Below are 20,464 nucleotides of genomic sequence, written 5' to 3' on the forward strand. Positions count from 1 at the left end.
GTCAGACGCACCGAAGGCCGCCTTGGGTGCGTCTGACGCACCGAAGGCCACCTTGGGGCGCTTGGAGACCGGGTCAGGAGGACTTCAGGACCGCGCGGTAGAGGGCCGCCATGTCTTCGTCGCCGTGGCCGGCGGCGACCGCGGCTTCCAGGTGGGACAGCACCGCGCGAGCTCCCGCCACGTCGACCTCGGAGCCCGCCGCCTCGACCACCAGCCTCGCGTCCTTCGCCGCCAAGCCGGCCGGGAACGACGGCGGGTACTCGCCCGACAGCATCGCGCCGCCCTTCACGTGCGCGTAGCCCACGTCGAGGCCGCCGCCCTTGATCGTCTCCAGGAACAGCGCCGGGTCCAGGCCCAGCCCCTGGGCGAGGCCGAGGCTCTCCGCCGTCCCGTTCGTCAATGCGAGCACCCACGCGTTCATCACCAGCTTCAGCCGGCTGCCGTTGCCCGCCGGGCCGAGCCACTGGGTCTTGACGGCGACCGCGTCGAACACCGGCGTGGCCGCGGGGCGGGCCTCCTCCGGCCCGGACGCCAGCACCTGCAGCTGAGCCTGCTCCGCGGGCGTACGCGTGCCGAGCACGGGCGCGTCGACGAACACCACACCCGCCTTTTCGGCCGCCGCCGCGAGCCGGTCGGTCCAGTCGAGGCCGACCGTGCTCATCTGCAGCCACAAAGTGCCCGAAGCGGGCGAAGCGGCTTCGAACGCCGAAGCGACCGCGGGACCGTCCGCGAGCATCGTCACGAGGATGTCCGCGCCGTCGGCCGCCGCGGCCGCCGAGTCCGCGACCGTCGCGACGTCGGCGAGGGGCTCGGCCTTCGCCCGGGTCCGGTTCCAGACCCGGACCTCGATGCCCGCCTTCGCGATGTTGGCCGCCATCGGCGCGCCCATGATTCCGGTTCCGAGAAACGCGACGCTCATGTCCCCATCGTGCCGAACGGCCGGGCGCCCCGCAGTCCGGTCAGTAGTCGCCGAGGAGGCAGAACGGGTGACCCGCCGGGTCGGCGTAGACGCGCCAGCCGCGGCCGTCGGGATCCGGGTCGAGCAGCCGGCCGCCGTGGATGAGGACCTGGTGGTGGGTCACGCGCATGTCGTCGACCTCGAAGTCGAGGTGGAACTGCTGGGGGTGGGCCGGGTCCGGCCACCGCGGCGGCTGGTGGTCCGCGGAGCGCTGGAACCCGAGGACCAGCCCGGCCACGTGCAGGGTCGAGAAGTCCTGGTCGACCCGCCACCGCGGGTCCGGCCGGTCCACCTCGCCCCCGAGCAGCTCCTGGTAGAAGTTCGCGAGCACGACCGGTTCCGGGCAATCCAGGACGATGCACTGCAGCGTCGCGGGCACGGGAGCGCCTCCTGCGGTCACGGCGGCCCGGTTCGTGGCCGCCTCAGGGCGCGAAGCTTACGAAACCCGTCGATCGCGGCTTTCGGGGGCCACGACGGTGATCAAGTGCCGAAGATTCCGCCGCCGGGGTCACTTTTCCCCGCGGATCGTCCGGCGCAGCTTCGGGACGCGCTCGGCGAGCGTGCGCTCGGCGCCGCGCTGGGTCGGCTCGTAGTAGTCCTTGCCGACCAGCTCGTCCGGGGGGTACTGCTGGGCCAGCACACCTTCCGGGACGTTGTGCGGATAGCGGTAGCCCTGCGCGTTGCCGAGCTTCTTCGCGCCCGCGTAGTGCCCGTCGCGCAGGTGCGGCGGGACGGTGCCGGCGAGCCCGGCCCGGACGTCGGCCAGCGCGGCGTCGATGCCGGTCACGACCGCGTTCGACTTCGGCGCCGTGGCCAGGTGGATCGTCGCCTGCGCGAGCGCCAGCCTGCCCTCGGGCATGCCGATGAACTGGACGGCGTGCGAGGCCGCGACCGCCGCCTGCAACGCCGTCGGGTCGGCGAGGCCGATGTCTTCGCTGGCGTGCACGACCAGCCGCCGCGCGAGGAACCGCGGGTCCTCCCCCGCCTCGATCATCCGGGCCAGGTAGTGCAGCGCGGCGTCCACATCGGACCCGCGGATCGACTTGATGAACGCGCTGATGACGTCGTAGTGCTGGTCGCCGTCGCGGTCGTAGCGCACCGCGGCCTTGTCCACAGTGGACTCGACGGTCGGCAGGTCGATCGTCTTCGCTTCGGTGGCCGACGCCGCGTCCGCCGCCGCCTCCAGCGCCGTGAGCGCCCGCCGCGCGTCCCCGCCCGCGAGCCGGACGAGGTGGGCGCGCGCGTCGTCGGTCAGCGTCAGTTCGCCGCCGAGGCCGCGCTCGTCGGCCAGCGCGCGCTCCAGCAGCCGGGTGATGTCGTCGTCGGTCAGCGGGCGCAGCTGCAGCACCAGCGAGCGCGAAAGCAGCGGCGAGACGACGGAGAACGACGGGTTCTCGGTGGTCGCCGCGACCAGCAGGACCGTGCGGTCCTCGACCGCGCCGAGCAGCGCGTCCTGCTGGGTCTTCGAGAAGCGGTGCACCTCGTCGATGAACAGGACGGTGTTCTCGGTGTTGTACTGCCGGCGCCGCCGCGCCTCCTCGATGACCCCGCGCACCTCCTTCACGCCCGCCGAGAGCGCCGACATCGCGACGAACCGGCGCCCGGTGGCGATCGAGACCAGGTTGGCCAGCGTCGTCTTGCCGGTGCCGGGCGGGCCGTAGAGCAGCACGGACGCCGGCGCGGCGCCTTCGACCAGCCGCCGCAGCGGGGCCCCTTCGCGCAGCAGGTGCTGCTGGCCGACGACCTCGTCGAGCGACCGCGGCCGCATCCGCACGGCCAGCGGGGAGCTCGCCGGATCCGCCTGCGTTTCGGCCGCGTTCGACGTCGTGCGCTCCGGCGGAGGCTCGACGTCGACGTTCACGGTGAAGAGCTCGTCCTGTGCCACACCGATGACGTTAACCGACGGCACCGACAGAACCCCTTGCCGCGGTCCCCGGAACGGCGCTACCGTCGTGGTGACTGGTTGACCGAAAGTGCGGTTCCGGTCAACAAGTCAAACGTTCAACGGATCAGCAGGTGGAGACGCATGAGCCATCCCAACCGCGAGCGCGCCGACCGCATCCTGGACGCGGCGGGCGAGCTGCTGCTGCGCATGGGCTACCGGAAGGTGGCGGTCGACGACATCGCGCGCGCGGTCGGCATCGGCAAGGGCACCGTCTACCTGCACTGGCGCAACAAGGAACTGCTGTTCCAGGCGCTGATGATGCGCGAGTCGGCCGACCTGACCGACGAGATCCTGGGCCGGATCAAGGCCGACCCGGCGATGATCCTCCCGCACCGGATGATCTCGGCGTCGTTCCTCGTCACCCACCGGCGGCCGCTGGTGATGGCGATGCTGCGCGGCAACGCCGACATGTTCGGTTCGCTCGGCGACCTCGCCCTGCGCAAACAGCAGGACGAGCTGCGCACGCAGTTCGAGGAAACGATGCTCCGGCACGGGCTGATCCGCTCGGACGTGCCGAACCTGACGTACGCGCTCAATGCGTCGACCCTCGGCTTCTACCTGGGCGACACGCTTTCCGACGAGTTCGCGGGCATTCCGCTGGAAGAGAAGGCGGACGTCCTCGCGTACATGATCCGCACCGCGTTCGAGCCGGCCGGGGAGCCCGATCCCGGGGCGGTCGCGGACGTGGCGGCGGACCTCGGTTCGGCGCTCGAGCAGCTCGTTTCGGGCTACCGGCAAGGGATCTACGCACACGATCCCACCAGGGCACCCGGCTGATCCCGGGGCCACACAGGGGAAGAAGGGGCGGACATGACCACCACTCAAGCGGACACCTGGGGACTCCACGAAGCCCAGTTCTGGCTGCGGGGGAAGCAGCCCGAGGAGCGCGTGCACCACGCGGAGGAGCTCGGGTTCTGGAACGTCTACGGGCACCCGGAGGCCGAAGAGGTCCTGCGCGACCCGGCGACGTACTCGTCGGACACCACCCGGCTGGTGCCGAAGGACATGATGCCCGACGTCGACCTCGAGGAGATGTCGGCGGGCAACCTGCTGCAGCTGGACCCGCCGCTGCACAACAAGATGCGCAAGCTCGTCAGCCGCGCGTTCACCCCGAAGGTCGTCGCGGACCTCGAGCCGCGCATCGCCGCGGTGACGAACGAGATGCTCGACGCGGCGGGCGGCGACGGCCGGCTCGAGCTGGTCGAAGACCTCGCCTACCCGTTGCCGGTGATCGTCATCGCGGAGCTGCTGGGGGTCCCCGCGAGCGACCGGCACCTGTTCAAGGGCTGGGTGGACAAGCTCTTCGACTCCTCGGAGCAGTTCTCGCTGAAGGAGCAGACGAAGGGCCGGGAGGAGGCGGTCAAGAAGTCCCTGGAGGGGCAGAAGGCGCTCGTCGAATACCTGGGCCAGCATGTCGACGAACGGCGGAAGCAGCCTCGGGAGGACCTGCTGACGAAGCTCGTCGAAGCCGAGCTAGACGGGGAGAAGCTGACCCGCAACGAGGTCGTCAACTTCGCCAACGTCCTGCTGCTGGCCGGGCACATCACCACCACGATGCTGCTCGGCAACGCGGTGCTGTGCCTGGACACGCACCCGGAGTGGGACGAGCGCGTGCGCGCCGACCGGTCCCTGGTGCCGCCGGCGATCGAGGAGTCGCTGCGGTACCTGTCGCCGTTCGCGGCGGTGGCCCGTGCGACCACGCGCGAGGTGGAGCTGGGCGGCGCGACCGTGCCCGCGGACCGGATGCTGATGGTCTGGGTGGCGGCCGCCAACCGCGACGACCGGGTGTTCGCCGAGCCGGACACGTTCAACCCGCTGCGCGACCCCAACCCGCACCTGGCGTTCGGCCGCGGCATCCACTTCTGCATCGGGGCGCCGCTCGCGCGGCTCGAAGGCCGGGTGGCGCTGAACATCCTGCTCGACCGCTACCCGGCGCTGCGCACGATTCCCGGTGAGCCGCCGAAGTTCCAGATCAACCCGAACATGACGGGTGTGCGGGAGCTGCCGCTCACCACGGCGTAGGCCGGTTGCGCCCTGGGCGAAACCCCTCGCCCGGGGCGCTTCCGTGCCCGAGGGTGGACCGATGAACATGGCGGTGCTCTCGGACATCCACGGCGTGCTCCCCGCGTTGGAGGCGGTGCTCGCCGAGCCGGACGTCGAAGCGGCGGACCGGATCGTGCTGCTCGGCGACATGCTCGCGGGCCCGATGCCGGTGGAAACCCTGGACCGGCTGCTGGCGCTGGGCTCGCGGGCGATCTGGGTGCGGGGCAACGCGGACCGGGAACTGGCGGCGTCCGCGCGCGGGACCGGGAAGTTCGTCCCGGACCCGATCTTCCCGTGGGCGGCGCGGCAGCTGCGGCCCGCGGATCTGCCGGTGCTCGACGCCCTGCCGCTGACGGTGTCGCTCGACGGCGTGCTGTTCTGCCACGCGACCCCGCGCGACGACACGGAGATCGTGCTCGTCGACAGCCCGCTCGAACGCTGGGCGGAGGTTTTTTCCGGGGTGGCCGAGGAGACGGTCGTCTGCGGGCACACGCACATGCCGTTCGTCCGGCTCGCCGACCGGCGGCTGGTCGTCAACCCCGGCAGCGTCGGGATGCCTTACGGCGCAACGGGTGCGCACTGGGCCCTGCTCGGCGACGGCGTCCAGCTGCGGCGGACGTCGTACGACGTCGAGGAGGCGTGCCGCTTCCTGACCGCGCGGTCGGGTTATCCCGGCATCGAGGCTTGGGCGGACTACTTCGTCCGGAACCCGGCTTCGGACGCGGAGGCGCTGCGGGTGTTCAGCGGGCGCGGAACGAGTTCCACATGATGACCGCGGCGTAGGGCAGGAATTCGCGGCCGCGGCGCCAGAGCCACGGGATCCCCTTGAGCACCAGCCACCCGACGTGCCCGGCGGCGCTGGGCTCGACGCCCCCGCCGCAGGTGAGGCTCACCGGCTCGGGAACGGCGAAGCCGGCTTCGGCGAGGAGGCCGGTGAAGCCGTCCGCGAGCAGGCGGTGGCCGAGTTCGGAGGGGTGCAGCCGGTCGACGCTCCACACCGCCAGGTCGTAGGCGCCGGGGAGCCGGTCGAGGTCGAGGCAGGGCACGCCCTCGCGGGCGACGACCTCGTCGATGGCGGCGTTCAGCTCGGCGACGCGGGCACTGAGGGCGCGCTTGAGCGACGGCGGGAGGCGGAAGACCTTGCTGTGGTCGTGGAACCGGACCGGGACGACGGTGGTGTTCACCTGGCGGAGCCGCTGGATGACCTCGGTGAGGTCGCCGGCGACGCGGGCGGCGTCGAAGTCCGGGCGCAGGGTGTCGTTCATACCGGCCACGACCAGCGCGACATCCGGCCGGTGCGCGACGGCGACGGGCACCTGTTCGGTGAGCACGCACCGCATCCGGGCGCCGGCGAAGGCGGGGTTGAGGTAGCCACCGGCGTCGACCCCGAGCGCGGCGGCGACGAGCGGGCCGACGCCCCGCCAGCCACCCCGCCCGGGCAGCGGATCCCCGAGCCCGACGGCGGTGGAGTCCCCGAGCACGACGAGCCGCCGGGCACGCTTGAGCGGCTCACACGGCGGCACGGCTGCGAGCGGGGGCACGGCCGCGAGCGGGGGCGCGGGCGCGGGGCGGCTCGGGCGGGAGGGTTCGGGGGTGACTTCGACACTCATCACGGTCACGCCCACGACCATCGGCCACGGAAGCTCACTTGCGGTGAGGACGAGGTAACACGCCCGCGACCGGGCGCCTAATTCTTGACGCTCACCTCACAGGCGCCGGAAAAGTCCTGTTCGCGGCGACGCCGCCCCTGCGAATCCGCTGGCTACGCGCGGTCGGCCGAGGCGCCGGCGGTGCTCAGGAAGGCCGGCGGGGGCTCGAGGCACGGCGGCGATGCCGTGAATGACTCATTCACCTCGTCCGACGACATGCATGAGTCATTCAAGACGTCCGGACTGCCACCACCGCGCCCCAGCCTGTTACCCGCTTTCAGCGGCAGAGCCGCACACCCCGCCCCGAAAAGCAGCCCCCGCCCGTCCCTGGGGGCCGGCCCCGCCTCCAGCGTATCGGCGAGGCCCGACGAAAAGCCGGGAAAGGCCGAAGCCGAGCCGACCTGTCCACATCACGGCCGACCTGTGGACAGCCGGCCGGACTCAGCGGAAAGCCGGGTAGAACGCCAGGTCGGCGTGCGGTCCCAGCCGCGCGGCCAACGCCGCCGCCACCCTCGCCGCGAACTCCGAAACCGCCGTCATCCGGACGTACCCCGCGTGCCTGGCCAAGTCCCGCCACCACGTCACCAGCGCCGCCTCGCGGCTCACCGGGGCGGCGTGCCGGGACAGGTCCAACGACCCCAGTTCCTCGCCCGTGAGGACCCACACCCGCAGCAGCTCGCTGATCGTCAGGTGCTTGGCCAGGACCTCGTCGTCGGCCAGCGCCGGCCAGACCCCCACCACCTCCGCGCGCCACGCCGCGATCATCGCCTCGCTCATGCCCGCCGGCAGGGCCAGCGCGTCCGGCCAGCTCGCGAACGGCAGCCGCAGGTGCGCCGCGTCGACCAGGGCCGAACGGACGCGGCCGAACTCGAAGTCGAGGAAGCGGACGCTCTCGCCCGTCACGAGGTTGTTGTCCGGGCTCAGCTCCACCGGGCTGAACGCGCGGAACCCGGCCGAAGCAGCCTGCTCCCGCGCCGTCGCCACCTGTGCGAGGACCTCCTCCGGCGCCGGGATGCCCAGCCGTTCCTGGATCACCGCCGGCACGCGGTCGTACGGCTCGTCGCCGCCCGGATCGGTCTTCGCCGGGCCGCCGAGGCGCCGCAGCAGCGCGTTGAAGTCGGCTTCACGCCCCGCCGTGCTCGCGTGCAGCCGCCCCAGTGAACGCGCCCACGACAGCAGCGCGCGCTCGGCCGCCCGGGAATCCCGGGCGTAGAGCTTGTCCTCCAGTGTCGGCGTGCGGCCGAGGTCCTCCAGCACCAGCACGCGGGCGCGGCCGTCGTGGGCCAGCAGCTCGGGGCACATCCGCTCGTCCGGCGCCAGCGCGGTGAACAGCTGGTAGCTGACCGCCTCCTGGGCGAACGGGTCGGCGCCCGAGGACGGCTGGTCCGGGTAGTGCTTGATGACCAGCGTGCGCGGCAGTGCGAAGGACGACGACACCACCCTCGCCCGGACCACCGTCGCCGGCCCGCTCCCCGCGAGGTCTTCGGGCGCGACCAGCGTGATCGCACTCCCGAACCGGCGCGAGAGAACGGACTCGCCCGCCGCGACCGCCGCGGCGATGGCGAGGTGCTCGGCTCCTGCCCCGACCCCAGCGTCGCCGGTGGAGGAGGTGTCGACTGTCATTGTCACCGACCCTACTCGTGACTGAGCAACCATGACTACTGACATCCGGACAAGAAGTCGCATCCGGCCCAGGCGGGGTTCATCCCCGTGAAAGCGGACGCATCCCCACCGGTGAACGTTGCCCATTCCGGCGCACGATCAACACAATGGCCGCAGCTGCAACGATTCCGAGAAGGTTGACCAGCAGCTGACCCACCGATTGGACGCATCGGTTCCACTCCCCCGCCACGGCCGCCACGACCGCATACCCCGCAGCCGGCACCGTGGTCACGGAGATGAACACCCCCACCAAGGCGGCCGACTTCGCCGACGTCATGGCGAGCATCCCGGCCGCTCCGGCCAGCATCGCCACAACCAGCGACGGTACGCCGACCGAGAACACGAAGTCGACCTCGCTGTGCCGCTTCAGCTCGAACGCCTGCGCGCCGAAGACGTCCGTCACGCGCACCAGCAGCGCGCCGCCCAGCGTGACGACCATGGCCAGCGGGAAGCCGATCGCCAGCGCCGCCCCCGCGAGCCGGACGAGGTCCCACCGCCGCAGCACCACCCCGACCGCGAGCGCGGCGAGGGGCCCGAACTCCGGGCCGACGACCATCGCGCCGACGATCGTCACGGCGGAATCCGTGAGCACGCCGACCGCGGCGAGCAGGCAGGCGATCGTGAGGAACGCCAGGAACGTCACGTTGAGCCGCGACTCCTCGCCGGTGCGGGACAGCAGTTCCTGCCACACCACGGCGTCCGCGCCCTCGCCCGGCGCCTTCTCCTCCGCGTCGTCGGCGGCGTCGGACAGCGCGGTGTCGATCGCTTCGAGCGTGATGCCGCCGGTGTGGTCGAGCTCGAGCACGCACAGCGCTTCGACGATTTCGTCCGCCGCTTCGCGCGCGATGTCGGCCTCGACCAGGTCGCCCTCGGGCGACACGGCCACGCCGCGGTGCACGATCAGGTGCGCTACCCCGGCGTGGGCCCGCAGGATGTCGAGCGCCTGGGCGGTCTTGTCCGGCGGGCACACGGCCCTGAGGTGCAGCACTAGTTCTGCGGGGGCGCGGCCGGCTTGGCGTCGATGCCGGCTTCCTTGCGCTGCTGCGCCGTGATCGGCGCCGGCGCCGCGGTCAGCGGGTCGTAGCCGCCGCCCGTCTTCGGGAACGCGATCACGTCCCGCAGCGAGTCGGCCTTGGCCAGCAGCATGACGATGCGGTCCCAGCCGAACGCGATGCCGCCGTGCGGCGGCGGGCCGAAGGCGAAGGCGTCGAGCAGGAAGCCGAACTTCTCCTGCGCCTCCTCCTCGCCGAGGCCCATCAGGCTGAAGACGCGCTTCTGGACGTCGCCGCGGTGGATACGGATCGAGCCGCCGCCGATTTCGTTGCCGTTGCAGACGATGTCGTAGGCGTAGGCCAGGGCGTTGCCCGGGTCCTGCTCGAACTTGTCGATCCACTCCGGGGTCGGCGAGGTGAACGCGTGGTGCACCGCGGTCCACTTGCCGGAGCCGACGGCGACGTCGTCGCCGATGTCCTCGACCGGCGCGAACAGCGGCGCGTCGACGACCCACACGAACGACCAGGCGTCCTCGTCGATCAGGCCGAGGCGCTTGCCGATCTCGTCGCGCGCGGCGCCGAGCAGCGGCTGCGTGCTCGAGGCCTTGCCCGCGGAGAAGAAGATGCAGTCGCCCGGCTTCGCGCCCGCGGCGGCCGCGACGTTCTCGCGCTCGGTCTCGGACAAGTTCTTCGCGACCGGGCCACCGAGCGTGCCGTCCTCGTTCACGAGGATGTACGCGAGGCCGCGGGCGCCGCGCTGCTTCGCCCACTCCTGCCACGCGTCGAGCTGGCGCCGCGGCTGCGAGGCGCCGCCGGCCATCACGACCGCGCCGACGTACGGCGCCTGGAACACGCGGAACGGCGTGTCGGCGAAGAACTCCGTCATGTCGGTGATCTCGAGGTCGAAGCGCAGGTCCGGCTTGTCCGAGCCGTACTTGGCCATCGCCTCGTGGTAGGTGATGCGCGGGATCGGCCGCGGGATCTCGTGCCCGATCAGCTTCCACAGCGCGGAGACGATCTGCTCGCCGATGGCGATGACGTCGTCCTGCTCGACGAAGCTCATCTCGATGTCGAGCTGGGTGAACTCCGGCTGGCGGTCGGCGCGGAAGTCTTCGTCGCGGTAGCAGCGCGCGATCTGGTAGTACCGCTCCATGCCGCCGACCATGAGCAGCTGCTTGAACAGCTGCGGCGACTGCGGCAGGGCGTACCAGGAGCCGGGCTTGAGCCGGGCCGGGACCAGGAAGTCGCGGGCGCCTTCCGGGGTGGAGCGGGTCATCGTCGGGGTCTCGATCTCGACGAAGTCCTGGGCGTGCAGCACCTCGCGGGCGGCGCGGCTGACCTCGCTGCGCAGCCGCATGGCCGCGGCCGGGCCGCTGCGGCGCAGGTCGAGGTAGCGGTGCTTGAGGCGGATCTCCTCGCCGACGTCGACCCGGTCGTCGATCGGGAACGGCAGCGGGGCGGCCTCGGACAGCACCTCGAGCTGGGTCGCGAGGACCTCGATCTCGCCGGTGGGGATCTCGGCGTTCGCGTTGCCCTCGGGGCGCTTCGCGACCTCGCCGACGATCTTGACGCAGAACTCCGAGCGCAGCGCGTGCGCGCGCTCGGCCATCTCGCCCTCGCGGAAGACGACCTGGGCGACGCCGCTGGCATCACGCAGGTCGATGAAGATGACGCCGCCGTGATCGCGCCGCCGGGCCACCCATCCGGTGAGGGTGACGGTCTGTCCGGCCTGCTCGGCACGCAGGGTGCCGGCGTTGTGAGTGCGGAGCACTGCGACTGCTCTCCTTCGACAATGGGTTCTCGCTGCCCAGGAAGGCTAACGAACCACCCAGCGTACGACGTCGGCAGGCTTGGCTTGCGCAGTGGTCAGAGCACGTACTTCGGCCGGGCCTCCAGCGCGGCGACCAGCCGGTGGGCCTGGGCCAGGTAGGCGGCGACCTGGTAGATGCGCCCGCCGGGGTGCGAGACCACCCAGCCGGCGGCCGCCGTGGCCGAGGCGAAGAACGGCTGGCCGGCGCAGGCCATCGCGTCGGCGCGCTCGAGCCCGAAGCCGAGGTCGACGGCGGCGACGACGGCCGTCGGCGGGTCGGCCTGCACGATCGCGTGCTCGGTGAGCTCGATCTGGATGCGGGTACCGGTGACCGGGCAGGTCGCGGCGGCGTGCACGCGCTCGCCGGTGGCGATGGCCAGCAGGAACATGTCGACGGTGCCGTCCGGGCCGGCGCCGAGAGTGCCTTCGGCCGGCTGCAGCCGGTGGTGGGCACCGCGGGGTGCGGGGCCGGTGCTGACGAGGTCGCGGTGCAGGGTGAAGCCGATCAGCTCGACGAGCCGGCGCACTTCGGCCGGCGTGACGCCGACGATCGCGGCCAGCCGCTCGACACCCACGGGGTGCCGGCCGGCCCGGGTCAGCTTCAGGGCGGCCCACGCGAGCCGGGCGGCCGCGACCCGGTCGGTCTGCGAGGTCGTCATCGCCGCTCTCCCTTCCGCATCGATCCCTTCGACGTTAGGCGTCGGCGAGGCCGGGCGACAACGACACGATCGGACATTTTTCCGCAATGCCGCGACACGGTGGCGCAATCGTGTCCGCACTACGGCGAACGGAGGAGTCCGGCCGTAGTCGGCGGCGTTCCGGGTGACGGCTTCACCCACACGGCGGCCCGGCGGATGATCACGGACCGCAGGGGTGGTTGTCCACAAAGGACCGATGCTGTAAGGCGCGGTCGCTCGGCGAACGCGGGCTGCCGGGGCCCGCACCGGGCTGGGGGCCGCGTGGCGCACCTGGGCCGCCGGAGGAGCCGCACCGAAGTTCGGGGCGGGCCGCCCCGCGACGAACCGCACCGGAGCTCCGAACGCCTGCGGGCGCTGTGCGGTCGCTCAGCGAACGCGGATTGCCCGGGCACGCGCCAGGCTCGGCCGCCTGGCGCACCCGGGCCGCCGGAGAGGCGGAGCCGCACCGAGGTCCGGGCCGCGCCACGAGCACGCGCCGCCCTGCGGCGGACCACGCCGGGACTCTGAACCCCTGCGGGCGTTCGGAGCGATCGCTCGGCGAACGCGGATTGCCGAGGCACGCGCCAGGCCGGGCCCGCCTGCGCACCTGGGCCGCCGGAGAGGCGGAGCCGCACCGAGGTCCGGGCCGTGCCACGAGCACGCGCCGCCCTGCGGGCGCTCGGAGCGGTCGCCGCTCCGGCGCTCGAGCCTGCACGGCGCTCCCCGCCGTCACAACAACCGCAACTGCTCCACCACCGGCGCTTCCACCAGCGGCTCAGGTACCGGCTCCGGGCTCCGCACCTCGTACCCCGTCTTGGGCGCCAGCCCGTGCCGCCGCAGCAATGGCGCCACCCGCTCCCCCAGCCGCTGCCGATACTCCTTCCGCACGTAACTCCCCCGCGCGTACAGCTCGCGGTAGCGCGGCACCAGCGCCGGGTACGTGCCTGCCAGCCACCGCCCGAACCACTCGCGCGCGCCCGGCCTCAAGTGCAGCGGGATCACCGTCGCGCTCGTCGCTCCCACCTCGGCCAGCTTCGCGAACAGCGCGTCGAGGGCCTCGGCGGAGTCGGTCAGCCACGGCAGCACCGGCGCCACCAGCACCGAGCACGGCAGCCCCGCGTCGCGGGCCTTGCGGACCAGCTCCAGCCGCGCCTGCGGGCTCGGCGTGCCCGGTTCGAGGCGGTGCTGCAGCTCGCGGTCGAGCAGCGCGATCGACACCGCCAGGCTGACCGGGACGTCGGCGGAGACGTCCCGCAGCAGCGGCAGGTCGCGCGCCAGCACGGTGCCCTTCGTCAGCACCGACAACGGCGTTCCGGAGCGGGCCAGCGCCGTGATGATCCCCGGCATCAGCCGGTAGCGGCCCTCCGCGCGCTGGTACGGGTCCGTGTTCGTGCCCATCGCCACGTGCTCGCGCTGCCACGACGGCCGTTTCAGCTGCGCCGTCAGCACCTCCGGGGCGTTGACCTTCACCACCACCTGCGTGTCGAAGTCGTGGCCGGCGTCGAAGTCCAGGTACGTGTGGGTGTTCCGGGCGAAGCAGTTGTGGGACACCATGCCGTCGGCGATGAAGTCGCCGGTGCCGGTGGTGATGTCGAACAGCGGCAGCTGCAGCCCCAGCGGCTCGATCGCCTCGACGCGACGGCGGCTCGCGCCGATCACCGCGCCGTCCAGCGACCGCTTCCACGCGACCGCGGGGTTGCTCACGTGCAGGAACCGCAGTACTTCGGCGGTCCCGCCCAGCAGCCGGACCTCCTGGCGGGCGGGGAACTTCGGCACTTCGTCGGTCTGGTGCGCGAAGCCGAAACGGGTGAGCGCGCCGGCGAAGGCTTCGGTGATCTCGGGTTCGTCGTGGGCCACGACGAGGACGCCGCGGCCGTAGTCGCCCGCGATGTCGAACAGGCCGGCGAGGAAGCCGCGCTGCCAGTGCGCGTCCGGGTCGGACGGGACCTGCAGGAACCCGACGGACGCGCCGAAGTCGGGCAGGTACTCGAGGGCGCGCGTGGCGGCGTCCGGTTCCGCGGCGAACCCGCCGGAGCGCAGCATCCCGCACAGGTAGCCGGCCCGGTACCCGAGCGTCTCGTCCGGCGTGGGCGCGAACCGGCCGACGCCGATCAGCTCGGCGCCGGTCTCCAGGTGCGGGCGCTGCGCGGCACCGAACTTGCTGCCGGTGACGTGCTTCCAGCCCTTGCTCGTGAGGAACCGGTGGTCGCCGCCCGCGACGAGCCGCGTGCCGTCTTCGAGCGTCACGCGGTAGGCGTCGCGCAGGGTCGTCCAGTGCGCTTCCACCCGGGTCGGCACCAGCCGCCGGGACGCGCCGTGGCCGCGGGTGCCGTAGATCCGGTCGCCGATCTTCAGTTCGGACAGCGCCCGGGTGCGGCCGTCGGCCATGAGGATCCGGGTGCCGCCTTCCAAGCAATACGTGCACGCGTGAGAACAGCCCCGGTACGGGTTGACGGTCCAGCCGAAGGGCACGCCGGACCCGGCGGGCACCTTGTTCAGCACCGAGCGGGCGTGCACCTCGTGAAAGGTGACGCCGTCGAACTCCGGTGACCGCACGGACCGCACCAGGCCTTCCAGCCCGGGCAGTGCCGGCTCACCCTCCCCCGCTCGCTGCCGATCCCATCGCACCGCGTCAGTCGAACATATGTTCTAGACGAGTGTCAAACCGGTTCGCCGCAGGCGAATCCGGGTGGTGCTGGTGTGACCGCTGAGGCGGTTCAGGACGTGAAGCGGTCCAAGGCACGGATCTTGTTGGTCGCGTCCAGCGCCGCGACCTTGTACGCCTCCGACAGCGTGGGGTAGTTGAACACCGCGTCGACGAGGTAGTCGACCGTGCCGCCGCAGCCCATCACCGCCTGTCCGATGTGGACCAGGTCGGTCGCGCCCGTGCCGAACACGTGCACGCCCAGCAGCTTGCGGTCCCTGGTGGACACCAGCAGCTTCAGCATCCCGTAGCTGTCGCCGGTGATCTGGCCGCGCGCCAGCTCGCGGTAGCGCGCGATGCCGACCTCGTACGGCACCGACGACGACGTCAGCTGGGCCTCCGTCGCGCCGACGTACGAGATTTCCGGGATCGTGTAGATCCCGATCGGCTGCAGCGCGCCGAGGCCGTTCGCCGGTTCGCCGAACGCGTGGTACGCCGCGAGCCTGCCCTGGTCCATCGACGTCGCCGCCAGGGCCGGGAAGCCGATCACGTCGCCGACCGCGTACACGTGCGGGACCTCGGTGCGGTAGTTCTCGTCGACCACGAGCCTGCCGCGCTCGTCGGCCGCCAGGCCCGCCGCGTCCAGGGCCAGCTCCCCCGTCATGCCCTGGCGCCCCGCCGAGTACATGACGCCGTCGGCCGGGATGCGCTTGCCGCTCACCAGCGTCGTGATCGTCGCGTCGTCGGACACCGCGACGTCCGCGACCTTCTCGCCGAAGCGGAACGTGACACCGAGGTCGCGCAGCTGGAACTTCAGCGACTCCACGATCTCGGGGTCGCAGAAGTCGAGCATCTGGTCGCGCTGCTCGACCACGGTGACCCGCGAGCCGAGCGCGGCGAACATCGACGCGTACTCGATGCCGATCACCCCCGCGCCGACCACGACGAGCGACGACGGGATCTGCTCCAGGCGCAGGATTTCGTCGGAGTCCAGCACGCGCGCGGCGTCGAAGTCGACGTGCCCCGGCCGGGCGGGCCGGGTCCCGGTGGCGATCACGATGTAGTCCGCGCTCAGCGTCCGCCGGTCGCCGACGTGGCGCCCTTCGACGACGATGGTGTGCGGGTCGGCGAACGAGCCGGTGCCGGCGATCAGGTCGACGTGGTTGCGCATCAGCTGCGCGCGCACCACCTGGACCTCGCGCCCGACGACGTGCTGGGTGCGCGCCAGCAGGTCGGCGATCGTGATGTCCTGCTTGACGCGGTAGCTCGCGCCGTACAGCTCGCGCTGGTTCATGCCGGTCAGGTAGAGCACCGCTTCGCGCAGGGTCTTGGACGGGATCGTGCCGGTGTTGACGCACACCCCGCCGACCATGTCGTGCCGGTCCACGACCGCCACCCGCTTGCCCAGTTTCGCCGCGGCGATCGCGGCCTTCTGGCCGCCGGGGCCCGAACCGATGACGATGAGGTCGTACTCGTGCTCGCTCACGACGTCGAGCCTGCGCACCCGGGCGCCCCGGCGCAACCCCCCGCCGGTGAAGATCCGCGCGCGAAGCCGTCTCGGGGCTAGCGTGGCCGGGTGCTGCGGGTGTCACTGCTGGGCGAGCAGGTGATCGCCGACGACGAGACCGGTGCCGTGCTGACGCGGTCGCCGCGCTCGGTCGCGCTCGTGGCCCACCTCGTCGTGCACGCCGGCCGGGCGCAGCCCCGGCGGCTGCTCGCCGGGCTGTTCTGGCCGGACTCCACCGACGCGCAGGCCCTGACGAACCTCCGCCGCGAGCTGCACCAGCTGCGCCGGGTGCTGGGCGACCCGCCCTCGCTGGCCGTCACCGGGCACGACCTGTCCTGGCGGGACACGCCGTCGAGCCGCGTGGACGTGCGGGAGTTCGACGTCGCCCGCCGGGCCGCGCTGGCCGCGACGGACCCGGGCGAAGTGGCCGCCCACGCGCGGACCGCCCTCGCGGCCTACCGCGGCGAGCTGCTGCCCGGGCTGGCCGACGACTGGGTCCTGGCGGCTCGCGCCGAGCTCGACCGCGAGTGCGTCGAGCTGTGCGACCTGCTCTGCCGGACGCCGGCGGGCGATCCGGCGGTCGCCCTCGATGCGGCCCGCCGCCGGATCCGGCTGCGCCCCCTGGAAGAGACCGGCTACCGGACGCTGATGGGGCTGCAGGCCGACGCCGGCGACCGGGCGGGCGCGGTGAGCACCTACCACCGGTGCGCGTCGGTCCTCGAACGCGAGCTCGGCGTAGTCCCGGCCGAGCCGACCCGCGCGGCGCTGCGCCGGCTGCTCGCGCGGCCGGACCCCGAACCCCGGCGGGCGGCGGCGCCCGGGCTCGTCGGCAGGGCCGCCGAGCTGGCGCGGCTCGCCGAGCGGTGGCGGGCGGCCGCGGCGGGCCGCGCGGGGATCGTCCTGGTGCGCGGGGACGCCGGCGTCGGCAAGACCCGCCTCGTCGCCGAACTCGCCGCGCTGGCCCGCGCGGAAGGCGCGGTCGTCGCCGTCGGACGCTGTTTCGGCAGCGCTGGCCGGGTCGCGCTGGCCCCGGTGGCCGACTGGCTGCGCACACCAGCCGTCCAGCGCGCGGCGACGTCGCTCGACCCGGTGTGGCGGACCGAGGTCGACCGGTTGCTGCCGGATGCACGCCCGCCCGCGCGCGGGCACCCGACGATCGACGCGTGGCAGCGCCTGCGGTTCTTCGAAGGGCTGGCCCGCGCGCTCACCGCCGGCGGGCGGCCCGTCCTGCTGGTGCTGGACAACGTGCAGTGGTGCGACGAAGAGACACGCGCGTTCCTCGCCTTCTGCCTCGGCCTGCTAGCGGACGCGCCGCTGCTGGTCGCCGGGACGCTGCGCGACGGCGACCACGACCCGGGCGTCGCGACCTGGACCACCCGGCTGCGCGACGACGGCAAGCTGACCGAGCTGCCGCTGCGCCCGTTCGACGCCGTCGGCACCGCGCGCCTCGGCGAAGCGGTGGCCGGGCGGCCGCTGTCCGAGCCGGACCGCGCGCTGCTGCACGCGGCCACCGGCGGGTTCCCGCTGTACGTCGTGGAAGCCTTGCGCACCCACGATTCTCCGCCGTCCGGCCGCCTGACCGGCGTGCTGCGGGCGCGGCTCGAGCAGCCGGGCCCGGCGGCCCGCGAGGTCGCCGGGCTCGCCGCCGCGGCCGGCCGGGACTTCACCCTGGAGCTGCTCACCGAGGCGAGCGACCTCGACGCGGACACCGTCGTCGACGCGGTCGACGAGCTGTGGCGCCGCCGGATCGTGCGCGAGTTCGGCGGCGGCTACGACTTCGCCCACGACCTGCTGCGCGAGGCCGCGTACCAGCTGGTCAGCCCGCCCCGGCGGTGGCTGCTGCACCGGCGGCTGGCCCAGGGCATGGAGCTGCTGCACGCCGACGACACCGACGCCGTGGCGGCGCAGCTGGCCGAGCAGTACGCCCGCGGCGGGCGGCCCGACCGCGCGGTCGCCCACTACCGGCGGGCCGCGGCCGTCGCCGCCGGGACGTTCGCCCACGCCGAAGCGATCCGGCTGCTTGAGGAAGCACTGGCCCTCGTCCGGGCGCGGCCGGCGAGCGCCAACCGCGACCGCGCGGAGCTCGCGGTCCTCGAAGCGCTCGCCGGGCCGCTCAACGCCCACCGGGGGTACTCCTCACCCGAGCTTCAGCACGTCCTGGAACGGTCGCTCGCGCTCGCGGAAACCTCGGGCAGCAAGGAGTCCGCGCTGACGGCACTGCTGGAACTGTGGTCGTCCCGGTTCGTCCAGGGCCGGACCGCGGAGGCGCACGAAGCGGCCGAACGCGCGTTGGCGCTTGTGGCGCCCGGGACGAGCGCCGAACAGGACGGCTCGGCGCACTTCATCCTCGCGGGCTCGTCGCTGCACCTAGGGCACGACCCGGGCGAGGCGCTGCGGCACTTCGAGCTGGGCGCGGACCGCACGCGCGGCGCGTCGTCGTGGCCGATCGGCACCCGGCCGGACGTGCACGGGCCGGCCTGGGCGGCGCACGCCCACTGGCTCCTCGGCCACGACGAGGCCGCCCTGGCGAGCAGCGCCGCCGCGGTCGCGCTGGCCCGGGAGATCGAGCAGCCCTACAGCCTGGCCATCGCCCTGGCGTACGCCGGCATCACCCACCAGCTGCGCCGCGACCGGCGGGCGCTGTGGGCAGCGGTCGCGGAACTGCACGCACTGTGCGACCGGTACGGCTTCGCCTACTACCGGGAATGGGCGCTGGTGCTGGGCGGCTGGTCCCGCGGCGGCGCGGCCGGGCTGGCCGCGGCCCAGGAGGGCGTCGCCCACCTCAAGGCCGAAGGGTCGTTCGCCCGGATGCCGTACTGGCTGTCGCTGGTCGCCGAGCTGTCGGGGCCCGAGGCGGCCCGCGCGACGCTGGACGCCGCGCTCGCCGCCGGGGAGGCGCGGGACGACCGCTGGTGGCTGCCGGAGGTGCTGCGGCTGCGGGCGGCCCACGACGCCGACCCGGTCCCCCGCCTGCGGGCGGCCGCGGAGCTGGCCCGCGCCCAGGGCAGCGTCGCCCTGCTGCGGCGTGCCGAGGCGGACCTCGGCGTCCGGCCGGCGCCCTGACCCGCGGCGAACGGACCGAACGCTGCGCGAACGCCGCGTGCCTACGTTCTCCTCGGGTAGGGGAAATCCGAGAGGGGCACCATGACCACCACTGCTCTGCCGCACGAGGAACTGGCCACCGCGCTGCGCGGCGACCTGATCACGCCGGCCGACCCGGGCTACGACGAGTCCCGCGCCGTGTACAACGCCATGATCGACAAGCGGCCCGCGGCGATCGCCTACTGCCGCGACACCGCCGACGTCGTCGCCTGCGTCCGCTACGGCCGGGCGCAGGGCCTGGACATCGCCGTGCGCGGCGGCGGCCACAACGCGGGCGGCCTCGGCGTCGCCGACGGCGCGCTGGTCATCGACCTGTCCGGGCTGCGCAGCACGACCGTCGACCCGGTCGGCCACACCGTCCGCGCCGACGCCGGCTGCACCTGGGGCGACGTCGACCACGCGACGGTCGCGTTCGGGATGGCGACGCCCTCGGGCATCGTCGGGTCGACCGGCGTCGCGGGGCTGACGCTCGGCGGCGGCATCGGCTACCTGGCCCGGCGGTTCGGCCTGACGATCGACAACCTGCTGGGCGCGGACGTCGTCCTCGCGGACGGCTCCTTCGTGCACGCTTCGGAGTCTTCGCACCCCGACCTGTTCTGGGCCCTGCGCGGCGGCGGCGGCAACTTCGGCGTCGTCACGTCGTTCACCTTCCGCTGCCACGACATCGGCGAGCGCGGCACGGTCATCGGCGGGCCGGTGCTGTACGACCTGGGCGACACGCCGGACGTGCTGCGCTGGTACCGCGAGCTGCTGCCGTCCCTGCCCGAAGAACTGAGCGGCTGGTTCGGCCTCCTGACGATCCCGCCCGCGCCGCCGTTCCCGGAGGAGCTGTGGGGGCGCAAGGCGTGCGGCATCATCTGGTGCTACACGGGAGCGCACGACAAGGCCGACGAGGTGCTGGCACCGGTGCGCTCGTTCGGTTCGCCGTTGCTGGTCGGCTTGCACGACATGCCGTACACGGCGCTGCAGAGCGCGTTCGACGGGCTGTACCCGGCGGGGCTGCAGTGGTACTGGCGGGCGGACGTGTTCCACGAGATCTCCGACGCGGCGATCGACATCCACCTGAAGCACGGCTCGGGACTGCCGTCGATGCACTCGTCGATGCACCTCTACCCGATCGACGGCGCGGCGAGCCGGGTGGCGTCCGGCGCGACGGCGTTCCCGCACCGGTCCGGCGGGTGGTCGGGCGTGATCGTGGGCGTCGACCCGTCGCCGGCCAACGCGGCGGAGATTTCCCGGTGGACGCGGGACTATTGGGAGGAACTGCACCCGACTTCGGCGGGCGGGGCGTACGTCAACTTCATGATGGAGGAGGGCCAGGACCGGGTGAAGGCGTCGTACGGCGCCAACTACGAGCGCCTGGCGGCCATCAAGCGGCGGTACGACCCGGAGAACGTGTTCCACGTCAACCAGAACATCCGCCCGGCGTAACGCGCGGCGCGGGGGCCGGGTGGAGGGCCCGGCTTTCGTCGAGC

General features: G+C 72.9%; 15 protein-coding genes. 5 read left to right on the forward strand and 10 right to left on the reverse strand.

Going from position 1 to position 20,464, the window contains the following annotated elements:
- Positions 1-73: 73 nt before the first annotated feature.
- The 3 genes from AB0M83_RS33525 to AB0M83_RS33535 form a co-directional block, all read right to left on the reverse strand.
- Positions 74-919 carry an NAD(P)-dependent oxidoreductase gene (locus AB0M83_RS33525; protein WP_364523154.1) on the reverse strand — a complete coding sequence of 282 codons (846 nt, stop codon included), beginning with the start codon at positions 917-919 and terminating at the stop codon, positions 74-76.
- A gap of 40 nt (positions 920-959) precedes the next feature.
- Entirely contained in the window at positions 960-1,337 is a 378-nt protein-coding gene (locus AB0M83_RS33530; protein ID WP_364523156.1) for a VOC family protein, read from the reverse strand.
- 129 nt (positions 1,338-1,466) lie between these two features.
- Positions 1,467-2,843, reverse strand: a complete 1,377-nt coding sequence (locus tag AB0M83_RS33535) for a replication-associated recombination protein A (RefSeq protein WP_364523158.1) — start codon at positions 2,841-2,843, stop codon at positions 1,467-1,469.
- Positions 2,844-2,984: 141 nt separating this feature from the next.
- On the opposite strand from AB0M83_RS33535, the gene AB0M83_RS33540 reads away from it, so the two are divergent.
- The 3 genes from AB0M83_RS33540 to AB0M83_RS33550 all read left to right on the forward strand — a co-directional run bounded on the left by AB0M83_RS33540 (position 2,985) and on the right by AB0M83_RS33550 (position 5,715).
- Positions 2,985-3,680 carry a TetR/AcrR family transcriptional regulator gene (locus AB0M83_RS33540; protein ID WP_364523160.1) on the forward strand — a complete coding sequence of 232 codons (696 nt, stop codon included), beginning with the start codon at positions 2,985-2,987 and terminating at the stop codon, positions 3,678-3,680.
- A 33-nt stretch (positions 3,681-3,713) separates the two neighbouring features.
- Entirely contained in the window at positions 3,714-4,925 is a 1,212-nt protein-coding gene (locus AB0M83_RS33545; protein WP_364523162.1) for a cytochrome P450, read from the forward strand.
- Between the two features lie 61 nt (positions 4,926-4,986).
- Positions 4,987-5,715 carry a metallophosphoesterase family protein gene (locus AB0M83_RS33550; RefSeq protein ID WP_364523164.1) on the forward strand — a complete coding sequence of 243 codons (729 nt, stop codon included), beginning with the start codon at positions 4,987-4,989 and terminating at the stop codon, positions 5,713-5,715.
- On the opposite strand, the gene AB0M83_RS33555 is transcribed toward AB0M83_RS33550, so the two are convergent.
- From AB0M83_RS33555 to sthA, 7 genes are all read right to left on the reverse strand, one after another.
- Positions 5,687-6,577, reverse strand: coding sequence for an SGNH/GDSL hydrolase family protein (locus AB0M83_RS33555; protein ID WP_364523166.1), 891 nt, complete (start codon positions 6,575-6,577; stop codon positions 5,687-5,689). The genes AB0M83_RS33550 and AB0M83_RS33555 overlap by 29 nt on opposite strands.
- A 459-nt stretch (positions 6,578-7,036) precedes the next feature.
- Positions 7,037-8,218, reverse strand: coding sequence for a phosphotransferase (locus tag AB0M83_RS33560; RefSeq protein WP_364523168.1), 1,182 nt, complete (start codon positions 8,216-8,218; stop codon positions 7,037-7,039).
- A gap of 79 nt (positions 8,219-8,297) precedes the next feature.
- Positions 8,298-9,245 carry a DUF389 domain-containing protein gene (locus AB0M83_RS33565; RefSeq protein WP_364523170.1) on the reverse strand — a complete coding sequence of 316 codons (948 nt, stop codon included), beginning with the start codon at positions 9,243-9,245 and terminating at the stop codon, positions 8,298-8,300.
- Positions 9,245-11,020: an aspartate--tRNA ligase gene (gene aspS, locus AB0M83_RS33570; protein ID WP_364523172.1), complete on the reverse strand. Its 1,776-nt coding sequence runs from the start codon at positions 11,018-11,020 to the stop codon at positions 9,245-9,247. The genes AB0M83_RS33565 and aspS overlap by 1 nt, the downstream gene beginning before the upstream one ends.
- 95 nt (positions 11,021-11,115) lie before the next feature.
- The gene (merB, locus tag AB0M83_RS33575) at positions 11,116-11,718 is read right to left on the reverse strand and encodes an organomercurial lyase (protein ID WP_364523174.1); all 603 of its coding nucleotides are present in this window, start codon (positions 11,716-11,718) and stop codon (positions 11,116-11,118) included.
- Between the two features lie 747 nt (positions 11,719-12,465).
- The gene (locus AB0M83_RS33580) at positions 12,466-14,364 is read right to left on the reverse strand and encodes an intein-containing Rv2578c family radical SAM protein (RefSeq protein ID WP_364523176.1); all 1,899 of its coding nucleotides are present in this window, start codon (positions 14,362-14,364) and stop codon (positions 12,466-12,468) included.
- Positions 14,365-14,453: 89 nt separating this feature from the next.
- Entirely contained in the window at positions 14,454-15,866 is a 1,413-nt protein-coding gene (gene sthA / locus AB0M83_RS33585; RefSeq protein WP_364523178.1) for a Si-specific NAD(P)(+) transhydrogenase, read from the reverse strand.
- Positions 15,867-15,956: 90 nt separating this feature from the next.
- On the opposite strand from sthA, the gene AB0M83_RS33590 reads away from it, so the two are divergent.
- Both AB0M83_RS33590 and AB0M83_RS33595 read left to right on the forward strand, forming a co-directional pair.
- Positions 15,957-18,950, forward strand: a complete 2,994-nt coding sequence (locus AB0M83_RS33590) for an AAA family ATPase (protein ID WP_364523180.1) — start codon at positions 15,957-15,959, stop codon at positions 18,948-18,950.
- Between the two features lie 81 nt (positions 18,951-19,031).
- Positions 19,032-20,420: an FAD-binding oxidoreductase gene (locus AB0M83_RS33595; RefSeq protein WP_364523181.1), complete on the forward strand. Its 1,389-nt coding sequence runs from the start codon at positions 19,032-19,034 to the stop codon at positions 20,418-20,420.
- Positions 20,421-20,464 lie beyond the last annotated feature (44 nt).

It is taken from the genome of Amycolatopsis sp. NPDC051106, assembly GCF_040682775.1.
Classification (GTDB): domain Bacteria; phylum Actinomycetota; class Actinomycetes; order Mycobacteriales; family Pseudonocardiaceae; genus Amycolatopsis.

Excerpts from the sequence above, each read along its gene's own strand:
- AB0M83_RS33525 (WP_364523154.1), bottom strand. The coding sequence starts at position 919 with ATGAGCGTCGCGTTTCTCGGAACCGGAATCATGGGCGCGCCGATGGCG.
- AB0M83_RS33540 (WP_364523160.1), top strand. The coding sequence starts at position 2,985 with ATGAGCCATCCCAACCGCGAGCGCGCCGACCGCATCCTGGACGCGGCG.
- AB0M83_RS33545 (WP_364523162.1), top strand. The coding sequence starts at position 3,714 with ATGACCACCACTCAAGCGGACACCTGGGGACTCCACGAAGCCCAGTTC.
- AB0M83_RS33550 (WP_364523164.1), top strand. The coding sequence starts at position 4,987 with ATGAACATGGCGGTGCTCTCGGACATCCACGGCGTGCTCCCCGCGTTG.
- AB0M83_RS33555 (WP_364523166.1), bottom strand. The coding sequence starts at position 6,577 with ATGGTCGTGGGCGTGACCGTGATGAGTGTCGAAGTCACCCCCGAACCC.
- AB0M83_RS33560 (WP_364523168.1), bottom strand. The coding sequence starts at position 8,218 with ATGACAGTCGACACCTCCTCCACCGGCGACGCTGGGGTCGGGGCAGGA.
- merB (WP_364523174.1), bottom strand. The coding sequence starts at position 11,718 with ATGACGACCTCGCAGACCGACCGGGTCGCGGCCGCCCGGCTCGCGTGG.
- AB0M83_RS33595 (WP_364523181.1), top strand. The coding sequence starts at position 19,032 with ATGACCACCACTGCTCTGCCGCACGAGGAACTGGCCACCGCGCTGCGC.